The 13,940-nt window shown below is 47.2% G+C and carries 11 protein-coding genes; 4 read left to right on the top strand and 7 right to left on the bottom strand.

Translation table 11 applies throughout. The features are described from left to right. Nucleotides 1-7: 7 nt before the first annotated feature. Nucleotides 8-1,300, bottom strand: a complete 1,293-nt coding sequence (gene tyrS, locus ACOIT5_RS08940) for a tyrosine--tRNA ligase (protein ID WP_423130122.1) — start codon at nt 1,298-1,300, stop codon at nt 8-10. Between the two features lie 1,089 nt (nt 1,301-2,389). Continuing rightward, nucleotides 2,390-2,929: a CvpA family protein gene (locus ACOIT5_RS08935; protein WP_423130121.1), complete on the bottom strand. Its 540-nt coding sequence runs from the start codon at nt 2,927-2,929 to the stop codon at nt 2,390-2,392. 171 nt (nt 2,930-3,100) lie between these two features. Here ACOIT5_RS08935 and ACOIT5_RS08930 point away from each other — a divergent pair, with 171 nt between their 5' ends. Together ACOIT5_RS08930 and ACOIT5_RS08925 are read left to right on the top strand one after the other, a co-directional pair. Next, nucleotides 3,101-4,618 (top strand): GH3 auxin-responsive promoter family protein, encoded by a 1,518-nt coding sequence (locus ACOIT5_RS08930; RefSeq protein WP_423130120.1) that lies wholly within the window; start codon nt 3,101-3,103, stop codon nt 4,616-4,618. A 67-nt stretch (nt 4,619-4,685) separates the two neighbouring features. Beyond that, a complete protein-coding gene (locus tag ACOIT5_RS08925) occupies nt 4,686-5,300 on the top strand; it encodes a deoxynucleoside kinase (protein ID WP_423130119.1) in 615 nt (204 codons plus the stop codon). Here ACOIT5_RS08925 and ACOIT5_RS08920 read toward each other — a convergent pair. From ACOIT5_RS08920 to ACOIT5_RS08910, 3 genes are all read right to left on the bottom strand, one after another. Then, entirely contained in the window at nt 5,297-6,295 is a 999-nt protein-coding gene (locus ACOIT5_RS08920) for an adenosine kinase (RefSeq protein ID WP_423130118.1), read from the bottom strand. The genes ACOIT5_RS08925 and ACOIT5_RS08920 overlap by 4 nt on opposite strands. 160 nt (nt 6,296-6,455) lie before the next feature. Continuing rightward, nucleotides 6,456-7,772 carry a TldD/PmbA family protein gene (locus ACOIT5_RS08915; protein ID WP_423130117.1) on the bottom strand — a complete coding sequence of 439 codons (1,317 nt, stop codon included), beginning with the start codon at nt 7,770-7,772 and terminating at the stop codon, nt 6,456-6,458. A gap of 28 nt (nt 7,773-7,800) precedes the next feature. Further along, nucleotides 7,801-9,327: a TldD/PmbA family protein gene (locus tag ACOIT5_RS08910; protein WP_423130116.1), complete on the bottom strand. Its 1,527-nt coding sequence runs from the start codon at nt 9,325-9,327 to the stop codon at nt 7,801-7,803. 413 nt (nt 9,328-9,740) lie between these two features. Between ACOIT5_RS08910 and ACOIT5_RS08905 the strand changes: the two genes are divergently transcribed. Continuing rightward, a complete protein-coding gene (locus ACOIT5_RS08905) occupies nt 9,741-10,751 on the top strand; it encodes a glutamine synthetase beta-grasp domain-containing protein (protein WP_423130115.1) in 1,011 nt (336 codons plus the stop codon). A gap of 83 nt (nt 10,752-10,834) precedes the next feature. Continuing rightward, nucleotides 10,835-11,974 carry a pyridoxal phosphate-dependent aminotransferase gene (locus ACOIT5_RS08900; RefSeq protein WP_423130114.1) on the top strand — a complete coding sequence of 380 codons (1,140 nt, stop codon included), beginning with the start codon at nt 10,835-10,837 and terminating at the stop codon, nt 11,972-11,974. 29 nt (nt 11,975-12,003) lie between these two features. Here the strand turns inward: ACOIT5_RS08900 and ACOIT5_RS08895 are convergent, their stop codons facing one another. Continuing rightward, nucleotides 12,004-12,861 carry an HAD-IIA family hydrolase gene (locus ACOIT5_RS08895; RefSeq protein ID WP_423130113.1) on the bottom strand — a complete coding sequence of 286 codons (858 nt, stop codon included), beginning with the start codon at nt 12,859-12,861 and terminating at the stop codon, nt 12,004-12,006. 1 nt (nt 12,862) lies between these two features. Then, the gene (locus ACOIT5_RS08890) at nt 12,863-13,915 is read right to left on the bottom strand and encodes a hypothetical protein (RefSeq protein WP_423130112.1); all 1,053 of its coding nucleotides are present in this window, start codon (nt 13,913-13,915) and stop codon (nt 12,863-12,865) included. Nucleotides 13,916-13,940 lie beyond the last annotated feature (25 nt).

Raw genomic sequence — 13,940 nt, 5'->3', positions numbered from 1 at the left:
AGCGGAATTATTCCGCGATCAGCAGAAAATAGTTTTTCTTCCCTTTCTGGATCAGCAGATACTTGCCGCCAATCAGGTAACTGCTATTGATGATCAGTTCCTGATCGCTGACTTTTTCTTTATTGATGCCCAGCCCGTTCCCCTTAATCGTCCGGCGCAGTTCGCCTTTCGACGGGAATACGGCAGCCTGGTCGGTCAGCAGGTCAACCACGGGAACGCCCGTGTCAAGTCCGTTTTTGGAAACCTGAAACTGGGGGACTCCCTCGAAAACAGCCAGGAAGGTTTGTTCATCCAGTTTACGGAGATTTTCGGCAGTTCCGCTTCCAAACAGAATTTGCGACGCTTCCACAGCCATGTCAAAATCGGCGCGCGAATGGACCATCACGGTGACTTCTTCGGCCAGTTTCTTCTGAAGTTCGCGCAAATGGGGCGCTTCCTGATGCCTGGCAACCAGGTCCTCCACTTCGTCTTTCTTCAGTAGGGTGAATATTTTGATGTACCGTTCCGCATCCTCGTCCGAGGTATTCAGCCAGAACTGGTAGAATTTATACGGCGACGTTAACCTGGCATCCAGCCACACATTGCCCGATTCGGTCTTCCCGAACTTAGTCCCGTCGGCCTTGGTGATCAGCGGGCAAGTGAGGGCAAAAGCTTCGCCTCCCTCTTTCCTTCGGATCAGTTCAGTTCCCGTAGTAATATTTCCCCACTGGTCGGAGCCGCCCATCTGAAGTTTGCAGTTTTTTGTCCGGTAAAGGTGAAGGAAATCGGTTCCCTGCACCAGCTGGTACGAAAATTCGGTGAACGACATGCCTGTTTTGGCTTCTTCACTCAATCGTTTTTTCACGCTGTCTTTCGACATCATGTAATTTACCGTGATGTGTTTCCCGATATCGCGAATGAACTCCAGGAAACTGTACTCTTTCATCCAGTCGTAATTGTTAACCAACTCGGCAGCATTGGGCGCATCCGAATCAAAATCGAGAAAGCGCGACAACTGCGCCTTCAGGCAGGCCTGGTTGTGTCTCAGCGTAGCTTCATCCAGCAGGTTGCGTTCCTGCGATTTTCCGGAGGGGTCGCCAATCATACCGGTGGCGCCGCCAATCAGGGCAAGCGGTTTATGGCCCGATAACTGAAAATGCTTCAGCATCATGACGCCCACCAGGTGACCGATATGTAATGAGTCGGCTGTCGGGTCGATGCCCACATAAGCCGTTGTTATTTCCTGATCCAATTGTTCCTTCGTTCCTGGCATGATATCGTGGATCATGCCACGCCAGCTAAGTTCGTCAACAAAATTCATCGCGTATTATTTTGGATTAATGATCTTTCCGGTTCCGATTTTGGCCCTTTTGGCTATGGGCAAATGTTTTATCCCCCGCCAGTCAGGTTTCGCCAAAATTTTGGCAAAGATATAAAAATGAACGGTTAAGCTTGGTACGATCGGCGAAAATCACAGGGGAATTGGATAATTGGTCATTGAATAATTAGATAATTGGTTATTGGTCACTTGGAACTTGAGACTTGGAACTTGGAACTTGCGGCTTGAAAAGTCCCTGAGTGCCAAAGTCCATAAGTTCTTAAGTAAAACTCTGCTTATCCGCGTCACCGCTTCGCTAAGACAAGGGGGAGCAGGGTTTAAAGATCTATTTCTTTAGTAGCCGTTCAACTGCTGCAATCGCTTCTTTTGAATAATTACCGCTATTATTCATCATTGTCTTAATTGCTTTTGAAACAAAGTAATCTGTCTCTCTTTCTCATCCATCTTTTCCTCTTCTGTTTTAACCATCAATCTCCTTATCTGATCCCAAAGCCATCTCCGGTGGAGGCCCCCATTCAACAAGAGTAATAAAAGAGATAATAATTGCACTTCGGCTGTACTAATATTTAACATCATAAATAGTTCTAAATTGAAACTTATGGTTGCACTGTTGAATGTGAAATGGATTACATTAAACAAACCAACAACCAAGGTGATTACAAAAAGATACTTAAAACGCTTATAACAGATTAAAAAAAGAATACACAAACGGCAATTGCTCCTATCCCCGCATAAACAGGCCAATTGAACGGTTTATTTGTCAATAACCCGGATATAACTGTATAAACGCCGATGACAAACAAGATATAAAAAGCAAAAACCTTATGTGATTTGAATATATTCGCTTTCATTCGGTTTCAATAATTGCCCCCACAATCCCGGGCCGAACTGTAAAGATAATCCCCCGGCCTTAAAAACAATCATTGCCCGAACCGGATTTTTATGCGTATAATTGATTCGTCGCTCAATCAAGCGGGTATAGTCCAGAAGATTGGTCATTGTGAACATCCCTCTGCGAGCTTTGCGCTTCCTGGCGTTCTCTGCGTCAAAAAAAGGCCTGTTCTACCCCTTTTAAGCCACTTTTTCAGTGTCACTGTGAAGAGTTTCTTTTCGTTGCATTTGATCGTAAAACTCCATGTTCAGAAAAGGAAATAAAGTGGGAACCAGGTTTTTCAGCGGTTCGTATACGCGCGATTTTTCCTTGTCTTCTTTCGGAATCAGTTGTGAGCTTTCATCAGCCCGATCAAAAATAAACAACAGTACACTTAAAATAACCGCCGTTTTCACCACGCCGAAAAGCAAGCCGGCCAGGTGGTTAATCAAACCGAGCGCTAAAACATCAACAATCTGGTCTAGGGCGTTCCCCAGAATATGAATCACAATCACGATCACAATAAAGGTGATAAAAAAAGCAATTAACCCGAGATGCGCAGGCTGATAATCAAAGGTTTCTGCAATATAGCCGGCCGTAAGGTGCGAAAAATGAATGGCGCCCCAAATACCCAGCACCAGGGCGGCCAGCGAAGCCAGCTCAATAATAAATCCCTTCCGGAATCCCCGGATGGCTGCAATAATCAGTAAAACGCCCAGGATGATATCAATGTAATTCATTCTGAATTGACTTATGGGTTATTGGTTAGTAAAAGTAGGAAATATTTTATGTTTTGCCCTACTGATTAAGCCTGGTTTTAAATTTTGAATCGTGCGAAAAAATCAGGAAAATGTGCCGGTATTCTGCGGAAAAAAGTAAATTCGTCGCAACTGTATTTTAAAACGATAGAAATGCCCATCATTAACTCAATCATTAACTGGCTGAATTTTAAACGAATATACGAAATAGAGCTATTCCAGAAACACCCGCTTGATGTACAGCGGGAAGTATTTTTCAGTCTTTTGGAGAAAGCAAAAGACACGGAATGGGGATTAAAATACGATTTCAAATCGATTTTGCGCGAAGAAACCTTTAAAGAACGGGTGCCTGTTCAACGTTACGAAGATTTTGCCCCGGATATTGAACGCCTGATGAAAGGAGAGAGAAATTTGCTGTGGCCCGGAGATATCAAATGGTTTGCGAAGTCGTCGGGAACAACAAATGATAAAAGCAAATTTATCCCGGTAAGCAAACAATCGCTGGAAGATGTCCATTTCCGGGGAATTAAAGATGTTTTTGCCCTTTACCTGAAAAACAATCCCGACTCGGGGGTACTGTCGGGAAAAACCCTCACGCTGGGGGGGAGCCACCGGGTGAATAACTTCAACAACAACTCGTATTTTGGCGACCTCTCGGCCATTTTGATCGAAAACACTCCGTTCTGGTCGGAGCTTTACCGCACCCCGCCTGTCGATGTGGCCCTGATCGAGGAATTTGACAAAAAAGTGGAAAAGATCATTGAGCAGTCGCGCAACGAAAATGTGACCTCACTGGCCGGAGTCCCCTCGTGGTACCTGGTGTTATTGCGGCGTATGCTCGAGGCTACCGGGAAAAATCATATTCTGGAAGTATGGCCAAACCTCGAAGTATTTATCCACGGCGGAATTAAGTTTGATCCGTACCGGGAACAATACCGGAAGATTATTCCTTCGCCGGGAATGAATTACATGGAAACCTACAACGCGTCGGAAGGATTTTTTGCCATCCAGGATAATCCGGAAAGCGACGACATGCTGCTGATGCTGGATTACGGGATCTATTATGAATTTATCCCGATGGAGAATTTTCATGAAGAAAATCCGCCGGCTGTTTCGCTCGCCGAAGTGGAACTGGGAAAAAACTACGCGCTGGTAATCAGCACCAACGGCGGCTTATGGCGTTACCTGGTAGGCGATACGGTCAGGTTTACCTCGAAATACCCGTTCAAAATTAAAATTACCGGGCGCACCAAACATTTTATCAATGCTTTTGGCGAAGAATTAATTATCGATAACGCCGAAGAGGCATTAAGAATCGCCTGCAGCCGGACCCATGCCAACATCCGCGAATATACCGCCGGTCCGGTATTTATGGGCGAAAACCAGAAAGGCGCCCACCAATGGATCATTGAATTTGACCGCGAACCCGACGATCCGGAACACTTTATTTCGATCCTGGATGTCACCCTGAAGACCCTGAACTCGGACTATGAAGCCAAGCGGCATAAAGACCTGGCCTTGGAACGGCCTCACCTGGTGATGGCAACAAAAGGCTTGTTCTACGAATGGATGAAGCAGCGCGGGAAACTGGGCGGACAGAATAAGATACCGAGGTTGTCGAACGACCGGAAATACCTGGATGAGTTGCTGGAACTTCAAAAAAGAATGTAGAATTCGGTGTCGGAACTGGACGCCATTCATTAAATTTGTATTCGTAAATTGAAATAAAAAAACTGACATGCATATTGCCGTTGCAGGAAACATTGGCGCCGGAAAAACAACACTCACCGAACTTCTGGCAAAACATTATGGTTGGAGCCCTCATTTTGAGGATGTTGATGAAAACCCCTATCTGAACGATTTTTATGAAGACATGCAGCGGTGGTCGTTCAACCTGCAGATTTACTTCCTGAACAGCCGCTTCAGCCAGGTGTTGGATATCCGGCATTCGGGCAAAACCGTGATCCAGGACCGGACGATTTATGAAGATGCCGAAATTTTCGCGCCCAACCTTCACGCGATGGGACTCATGTCGACACGCGACTTTCAAAACTATACCGCCCTGTTTCAACTGATGAGCAAACTGGTAAAAGCCCCCGACCTGCTGATTTACCTGAGGGCAAGCGTCCCGACCCTGGTCAACCAGATTCAGCAGCGCGGACGGGAATACGAAAATTCTATCCGGCTCGATTACCTGAAACAACTCAATGAGCGTTACGAAGCCTGGATTAGCCGCTACAAGGAAGGAAAACTGCTGATTGTTAATGTCGATAAAATTGATATTACCAACAACCCCGAAGACCTGAGCGGGGTTATCGATAAAATCGACGCTCAGATTCACGGTCTGTTCTAACCGCGAATGGCCTGTATTTCCGCTGAAATCAGGGGCCAGTCGGTATCCGGAATTTTCGCGCCGGGCACCTGAATCACCCGGCTGGCCAGCAAGGAGCCCAGCTGTCCACATTGTTCCAGGGTAAAATCGTGGGCTAAACCATACAAAAATCCCGAGGCATAAACATCGCCGGCGCCGGTGGTATCCACGCTGCTTACCCGGGGTGTTTCCACTTTTACAAACCGGTTGCCCGAGCGGACCAGCGAGCCCTCTTTCCCGATTTTTACCACGGCAATCTCACATTCAGCGGCAATCCCGGTTAAGGCTGCTTCGGGTTCAAGCCCGGTGTACGAACGGGCTTCCTCTTCATTGGCAAAAACAATATCCACATACCGGTTGATCAGTTTTCGGAGAAACTCATGATTGGCTTCCACCACATTAAAACTGGCCAGGTCGAGCGATACCCTTAAGCCCTGCTCTTTAGCCAGTTGCAGGATGCGTTCGATTAATTCGTGGTTAAACACCAGGTAGCCCTCTACATGCAGGTAGTCGTAATTTTCAAACAGATCGGCCGACAGATCGGCAGCCGACAATTCGCTGGCAGCGCCCAGGTAGGTGCCAAACGTACGCTCCGAATCAGGCGAAATCAAGGTGGCAGCTTTACCGGTGGGAGTGGCGCTGAAAAACAAATGCGGATAAATTTTCCAATCGCGGAATTCGGAGCTGAAAAAACGGCCCGGCTCATCATGACCAATCTTGCCGATAAAACCGGTTTTCCCGCCTAACTGGGCAATTCCCCGGATGGTATTGGCTGCCGACCCTCCGGTTTCGATAGTCCGGCTTAGCCCGGCTGTTGATTCAAGTATTTTTTGCGATAAACCTGCGTCCACCAAGGTCATACTTCCTTTTGGCAGTCCGAACAGGTCCAGTAAATCGTCATTCTCCAGATGGACCAGGATATCGACCAGGGCGCTACCCACGCCCACGATTGATTTTTGTGCTGATTCGGTTTTCATAGGGCACAAAAATAATGAAAATTGCCAAGGACCTGCTAAGGGAAGAAGGAATCTGACAACCGGATACCATCACTTGCCGGAACCTGAAAAAGCGGCCCCTGACTTCCAGGTTAAATATTTTCCCGTCGTCAGAGGCCGACTGCTTCGGTCAAGTATTGTTTTAGATTCCGCTGAAATCAACCTGACTGAACAGCAGCGACGGCGTTTGCCAGCTTGAAAGCATAAACGGGTCGTTACCGACTTCCGCCAGGCTCATCCAGAACTCTTTCATATTGCCGCTGATATTCATTTCAGAAACCGGTTTGATGATTTCGCCATTTTCAACCAGGAAACCGTCGATCCCGTACGAAAAATCTCCGGTAGCGCCATTCGTGTTTCCCCCGTTAAAACCGGTTACCAGGATGCCTTTTTTCACCGACTGAATTAAGTCTTGCAGACTTTTATCACCGGCTTCGAAAATCAGGTTGGTGGTTTCTCCCGATGTAGGCTCGGTTTCGAGTTTTTTAGCGTAATAGGTATCGATAAAATAAGTGCGGAGCACGCCCCGGTCGAATACCGTACGTTTTTTAGCCGCCAGTCCTTCGTTATCGAACAGTTGTGAGCCGGGACCTCCGACAATAAACGGATCATCGGTTACAACCAGTTTCCCGGATGCAACTGGTTGCCCGATCTTATCGATCAGGAAAGAATTTTTTTGCTGAATGCTGTACCCGTTCAGCGCCTCAATCAGGGGGCTGAAAATCCGGCTCACCGCTTTGTTTTCCAGGATCATATCATATTTACCGGAAGCAATTTTTGTTTGCCCGATTTTTTGGAGTGCACGTTCCAGGGCATTCGCTCCGATTTCTGTTTTCTTTAAGCTGTCGAAAAGAATCGCCCGTTCCATCCAGCCTTCACTCGGCCGCGCATCGCCGCCATTCACCGACACCGATGCGGAGAGCCGGAAGTTGCTGAATTCAGCGTCTCCTTCAAAACCGTTGCTGTTTACCATCAGCCGGCTGCTGGTCGAATCGGCATAACTGGCTGTGACCGAAATGATGCGTTCGTCTTTTTGATAAACCTCGGCTTCTACCTGGAATGCCAGGGCAACTTTGGTTTTCGGGTCGACATCATCATACGACTGGTCTGCGGTCTGCAAATCTTTTCCACCACCTGTATAATACAGCGAAGGGTCGGGCAGGCTGCGGTAGGGGTCGGGCGATAAATACCGGGTTGCTTCAATTGCCTGTTCGATGAAGCGTGCCAGTTCTTTTTTATCCAGCCTGTTGGTCCGGTGCGACGAATACTTATTCTCAACGTAAAGACGTATCGTCAGACTGCATTGAATAGCCTCTTTCAGGGTGTCAATTTTTTGTTCCCGCACGTCAATGTTGCTGCTTTTACTTTCCGAGATGGAAATACCGGCTTCACTGGCGCCTTTGTCCAGTGCATGTTGCATGGCCCATCTGGCCAGACTGTATTTTTCTTCTTTTGTCATTTTGTTCAGTTTTCGGGTAACACATCAATTAAGCGTTCATACCGCCAACGGTCAGTTTTTTCACCAGAACAGTCGGCAAACCGCAGGTAACAGGTACCGTTTGCCCCGATTTTCCGCAGCTCCAGGTGCCGTTGTCAATCAGGTAATCTCCTCCGCACAAGGAGATGTCGGCCAGGGCCTGCGGCCCGTTCCCGATGATGTTGATGTCCTTGATGGGACGGGTTAGCTGGCCGTTCTCAATCAGGTAGCCTGATTTAACAAAGAACGTAAAGTCGCCGGCGCCGATTTTTACTTCTCCATTGCTGAAGTTGTCGACATAAATACCGTTTTTCACACTCGAAATGATGTCTTCGCGCGAGTGGGGCCCGGGCTCCATGTAGGTTGCCCGCATCCGCGGCAGCGGAACATGCCGGAACGACTGGCGACGGCCGTTTCCGGTAGAAGCAACACCGTAAAAGTTGGCGCTGATCCGGTCGTGAATATAGCTGTTCAACACGCCGTCTTTCACCAGGTAGGTTTTCTCGCTGGTGATCCCTTCGTCGTCCATGTTGATGGATCCGCGATTTGCGGGAAGCGTCCCGTCGTCAATGATATTTACAAAGTTTTCAGCTACTTTTTTACCCATTTTATCGGCAAAAATGGATGTTCCCTTGCGGTTAAAGTCCGCTTCAAAGGTATGCCCGATCGCTTCGTGCAGCAGGATTCCCGAACCGCCGGCTCCCATCACCACCGGCATTTCTCCGGCCTTGGGCTTGGTGGCTTCAAATAGGATGGCCGCTTTTTCAACAGCCTCGTTGGCAAGCAATTTAACCGTATCTTCGGTTAAAAACTCAAAACCCATCCGGTACGACCGCGAGGTGTACGAATTCTCAATCTGCCCGTTTTGCTCCATGACGCAAACCGCACCCAAACTAACCAGGGGACGGTAATCGTAGGTAATCGTCCCTTCCGAATTATAGAAAAGCACGTAGCTGGTTTCGTCGGTAAGCGACGCATTTACCTTACTGACCCGCTCGTCGAGGTCAAAAATCAGATCATTCAGTTTCTGGACAAAAGGAATCTTCTCCTGAACAGATACTTCTTCCCATGATTTTGCAATGGCGTAATAGTCGGGCGGAATGGCCTCGGCCAAGTCTTTTGCCGGAACATTTATGGCCGAATCAGCAATATTTGCAGCCGTTCCGGCGGCTTTCAGCATGGCCTCGGGCGTAATGCTTTCCGAGTAGGCAAATCCCGTTTGATCTCCTTTTAAAACCCGGATGCCTACGCCATAATCAATATTGGAGTAGGCCCGGTTTACCTTGCCATCTTCCAAACCCAAGCTGTTTAATACTTTGTGCTCGAAATAAAGGTCGGCATAATCGCCGCCTTTACCCAACGCCGTGGTGATCACTTTTTGAAGGATTTGCGGGTTCACTTCAAAATGTTCGAGGTAGGCCTGAATCCCTGCTGATACCGGGGTTCCCTGACAGGATTGGATAAATGCAGGAAGAATCATGCTCCCGGCAACCGCTGTGCCACTTGTTTTCAGGAAAATTCTTCGGTTAATGTTCATTTGTCTTCGAATTAGAAATTTCAGGTTGAATGAAGTATTTGTAAGATTTTGTCAAATAAAATTACGATTATCTCACAAAAAAACAGCAGTTATTTCAAGAATAGTCCGACTGAAATTTTAAAAAGGTTTATTTCGGACCAAGGCTCATTATTTTGAGGGATGTTTGTTAAAAAAATGGTATTTATTTGTAAAGGATTATCTTTTCAATGTATTTCATTTTTGTTTTTTCATATTTTTGAACCCGTTACCCCCTATAGAAAACCACGCGACTGTTTAGAAATTACATTGGTATGTAAATTTTTTATTAATTTTTTACAAATTGACACAACTTTATTTATAATTTTACCAATCAGTCCTAATTTTGACGTCATATTATCGAAAATATATATCATTAACTTATAAATTGTAACAAAATGAAATCAAAATTGGAGTACATCTGGCTGGATGGCTCAGAGCCAACGCAAGGCTTGAGAAGTAAAACAAAAGTGGTCAAAGATTTTAGCGGGAAACTGGAAGACTGTCCGATGTGGTCATTCGATGGTTCATCCACCAATCAGGCTAAAGGTGGTTCTTCAGACTGTTTATTGAAACCGGTTGCTATTTTTCCCGATCCGGGTCGCAAAAACGGCTACCTGGTGATGACCGAAGTGTTGAATGCCGATCATACTCCACACCCAACCAATGGCCGCGCAACAATTATCGATGAAGACGAAGATTTCTGGTTCGGCTTCGAACAGGAATATTTTATTTACGATCCGGAAACCAATATGCCGATCGGTTTCCCGAGAAACGGTTACCCGGCTCCCCAGGGACCTTACTATTGCGGGGTTGGCGGAAATAAAGTTTTTGGCCGCGACATCGTGGAAGAACATTTCGACCTGTGTCTCGAAGCCGGCTTAAATGTTGAAGGAATCAACGCCGAAGTTGCCGCCGGACAATGGGAATACCAGATTTTTGCCAAAGGCGCCCGCAATGCCGGCGACCAAATTTGGGTTGCCCGCTATTTGCTCGAAAGAACCGCCGAAAAATACGGTTTGTACATTGAATTACACCCAAAACCACTGGGTATGCATGTTGACTGGAACGGTTCGGGCATGCACGCCAACTTCTCGAACTCGGTATTGAGAACATGCGGTTCAAAAGAAGTTTACGAGAAAATTTGCGAAGCTTTCCGCCCGGTAGTAAAAGAGCACATCGCTGTTTATGGTGCCTACAACGACCAGCGTCTGACCGGTAAACACGAAACCGCTTCCATCCACGATTTCAGCTACGGCGTTTCCAACCGCGGTGCATCCATCCGTATTCCGGTAGCCACCGTTGAATCGAACTGGAAAGGCTGGCTGGAAGACCGTCGCCCTGCCTCAAACGCTGACCCATACAAAGTGGCTGCACGGATTATCACCACGGTTCACGGAATTAAATAAGTCATCTTACACTTGCCATATCAAAAAAAGCTGTCTGAAAGGACGGCTTTTTTGTTTTTCCTATTTTTGCAAAAAACTGAACGATGACCTTCAATAAAATACAGATCAATCAACAATTGTTTGAAGAAACTTCGCATTCTCCGGCGCTTGCCGATATGGTCGGGGAGGAAATGATTGGGCAGGTAAGCGATTTCTGTTTCATTGCCAACCCCTACTACCCGACCAAAAACATGATGAAAAAGCTGATCGCGAAGATCCCCGGCATCATTAAAAATTACCCGTCAAGCAACCCGCGCCTGGCCCAGGAGAACCTGGCCCGCGTATTAAAGGTTGACCCGGAGCATTTAATTATTGGCAACGGAGCCACCGAACTGATTACCCTGATCGGACGGGAACTGGTGAGCCGGATCGCGATTCCGGTGCCAACCTTCAGCGAATACCTCGAAAAGCTGAGTTCTGCTGATTGTGCCCTGCTCTACCAGTTGCCCCCGGCTGACAACTACCGGCTCAAGCTGGAAGATTTTGCCGAATGGATTGACAAACATCACCTGCCGGCTGCTTTGATCATCAATCCCGGAAATCCCACCGGCCAGTTCATCCCGAAAGCGGATATGCTGAGTTTTCTGAAACGGATGTCCCATCTTAAACTGATCCTGGTAGATGAGTCATTTATTGACTTTTCGGGAATCGAAAACCCCGGGCTGATGCCACAGGTCAGCGACTTTCCCAACCTGCTGATTGTACGCAGCATGAGCAAACACTGCGGGGTGCCCGGTTTGAGACTGGGCTACTGTTGCACGGCAAACACTGAATTCGCCCGGCTACTGCGACAACTGTTACCGGTTTGGAATATCAACACCATCGCCGAATCGTTTTTAACCATGCTGCCCGACACCGACGATGACTACCAAAAATCGGTCAACCGAATTGTTCGCGACATGAAGCGCCTGTACCGGGAGTTATCGCAGATTCCCGGCCTGAAAGTTTACCCCACCGGAAGCAACTTTATCCTGCTGAAGGTGGAATTCGGAATGACTGCGCGAAACCTGCAATACCGTCTGCTTAGCGACTTTGGCGTTTATGTGCGCGATTGTTCCAACAAAGTGGGGCTTGACAAGTTCCACATCCGGGTAGCCTCCCAGGGGCGCAAAAAGGACCGGCATCTGACCGATGCCCTCCGCATCCTGTCGGAAGAAGCGCTGAACCACTCGAGTCTTCCCTGATTCCCATAACGATCAGACGAAAGGTTCCGTTAGTATTCCCCGTTGATCAGTACCGACTCGCAAACATAGTTCGGGATGATGCCCGAACTGGTAATACGGACTTTGGCCATGTCGGGGAGCGTGTTTCCCGAGAGAACCAGGGCAGTATCCATCCCGAATTTATTTCCGCCGATAATATCGGTGAACAGGGTATCGCCAACCATTAAAATCTCGTTGCGCAGCAAGGGTTTCACCTGGCAGGCCCTTTCGTATCCAAACATAAACATCTGGGCATCAGGCTTTCCGAAACGGATGAATTTTTTCCCCAGAATTTTCTCGACCATATCCGACAATCCGCCGATGGCCACAGCAACATCATTTTTACTTACCGGATAGTTTATGTCGGTGTTGGCGACAATCACCGGCATGTTTTTTTTGCGAAGCAGGTTAATCACCTTGTTGATGTCGTGATTCCAGTCAAATCCCTCATCGTCCAGAAACACCAGGCACTTGATGTGTTCAATATCGTTCAAATCAATTTTACTGATAGGCAGCACATCAAAGCGTGGCATATCCACATAGTGTGCCGATTGCTCGGTACCCAGGTAAGCGACCGTCCCTTCTTTCACTTTCAGGGCCAGCCAGTCGCGGGCCAGCATCCCCGACGAAATGATTTTATCGGCAGTAATGCTGCTGATCCCGTGCGCCTGATAAGCTTCGGCCAGTTTTTCGGGTCCGCGGGACGCATCGTTGGTCAGGATGAAATAATTAATTCCCCGTTCATCGAGAAATTGAAAGGTTTTATCGATCCCGGGAATAATCCCTTTGTGGTTCTTCAATACCCCAAACGCGTCAAAAAACACGGTTTTGTATTTGGTGACGACCGACTTGAATTCTTTTATTCTCATATCAGAGTTTTAAGGCTTTTAATAATTTTTCGACCTGGTAATTTTTGTCAATGGTTGGAAGATAAACCTCGTACGCTTCTTTTTGCAGTTTGCTGGCATACGATTCCCGGAAAAAATACCGCCCGTCTTTGATGACATAGTTGAGAATGAAAAAGCGGTATGCTTCCTGGATTAAGCGTACTTCGGGCTCGGTTAGCGGGTAAATCCGGTGATATTCTTTCAGGAAGGTGATGAAGCGTTCTTCCATCAGCGGGTTGATCAGGTAACTAAACACGGTGCGGTCGCCGATATCAGAACAAACCCGGCTGAAAAAATAAAAATCCATCACCCGCGACGACTCCCTGAACCAATCGTAATCCCAACGCGAGTACAGTTTTCCTTCGGAAGTAACCGAAAAGTTCCCGATGTTCCAGTCGACAAATACCGGGATGCTTTCCACCTCGGTCATGTAATTCACTTTGTCGGCATTGTTCAGGAAAATATCGCATTGCGATAAAATCAGGTCGTGGTGTTCTTTTCGCGCGCACAGCTTGCCGGCATGGGTATTTTTTATCAGTTGGTGGATATCGGTAACCACATTCTTTGAAGCGATTGGCAGTTGGTTACTCACATTGGAACAGGCTTTATGAAAACGGGCCAGTTCGCGCCCCATCTTTTTAATGTGTCTTTCTTCGAGCCGCCGGGGAAGCTTGTGTTTTACCTGGATCGGGTTGTAGAAGATCACCCAGGCACAATGTTTTTGCTGATAATAGCGGTAAATAAACAATTCATTCCGCTTGACCAGCGACCGGGCAAGAAAATTCTGGTAAGGTTCTTCCAGGTTATTGGCCAGATTATTAATAATGATGTGATCTTCCCTGAAATCTTCAAACTTCCCGTAGTCCGACAATTTGGCAAATACCGGTTGCCGGTCGGAAAAGGATACTTTATACACCTGGTTTGTCGAAACATGGGCGCTCACGTCATATATTCCCTTGATTTTATGCCGGTCATCAAATTCTTCCCATGCCTGTCTGATTATTTGAAAATAATCGAGCGTGCGCATATCTGTCATATTTAGTCTGTAGCCTGTTAAACCA

Source organism: Gaoshiqia hydrogeniformans (assembly GCF_049347105.1).
Taxonomy (GTDB): Bacteria; Bacteroidota; Bacteroidia; order Bacteroidales; family Prolixibacteraceae; genus Gaoshiqia; species Gaoshiqia hydrogeniformans.
This window is presented reverse-complemented; position numbering and strand designations above follow the sequence as displayed.

Bases quoted from the DNA above. Each gene is read 5' to 3' on its own strand.
- tyrS (WP_423130122.1), bottom strand. From the start codon at position 1,300: ATGAATTTTGTTGACGAACTTAGCTGGCGTGGCATGATCCACGATATC.
- ACOIT5_RS08935 (WP_423130121.1), bottom strand. From the start codon at position 2,929: ATGAATTACATTGATATCATCCTGGGCGTTTTACTGATTATTGCAGCC.
- ACOIT5_RS08930 (WP_423130120.1), top strand. From the start codon at position 3,101: ATGCCCATCATTAACTCAATCATTAACTGGCTGAATTTTAAACGAATA.
- ACOIT5_RS08925 (WP_423130119.1), top strand. From the start codon at position 4,686: ATGCATATTGCCGTTGCAGGAAACATTGGCGCCGGAAAAACAACACTC.
- ACOIT5_RS08920 (WP_423130118.1), bottom strand. From the start codon at position 6,295: ATGAAAACCGAATCAGCACAAAAATCAATCGTGGGCGTGGGTAGCGCC.
- ACOIT5_RS08915 (WP_423130117.1), bottom strand. From the start codon at position 7,772: ATGACAAAAGAAGAAAAATACAGTCTGGCCAGATGGGCCATGCAACAT.
- ACOIT5_RS08910 (WP_423130116.1), bottom strand. From the start codon at position 9,327: ATGAACATTAACCGAAGAATTTTCCTGAAAACAAGTGGCACAGCGGTT.
- ACOIT5_RS08905 (WP_423130115.1), top strand. From the start codon at position 9,741: ATGAAATCAAAATTGGAGTACATCTGGCTGGATGGCTCAGAGCCAACG.
- ACOIT5_RS08900 (WP_423130114.1), top strand. From the start codon at position 10,835: ATGACCTTCAATAAAATACAGATCAATCAACAATTGTTTGAAGAAACT.
- ACOIT5_RS08895 (WP_423130113.1), bottom strand. From the start codon at position 12,861: ATGAGAATAAAAGAATTCAAGTCGGTCGTCACCAAATACAAAACCGTG.
- ACOIT5_RS08890 (WP_423130112.1), bottom strand. From the start codon at position 13,915: ATGACAGATATGCGCACGCTCGATTATTTTCAAATAATCAGACAGGCA.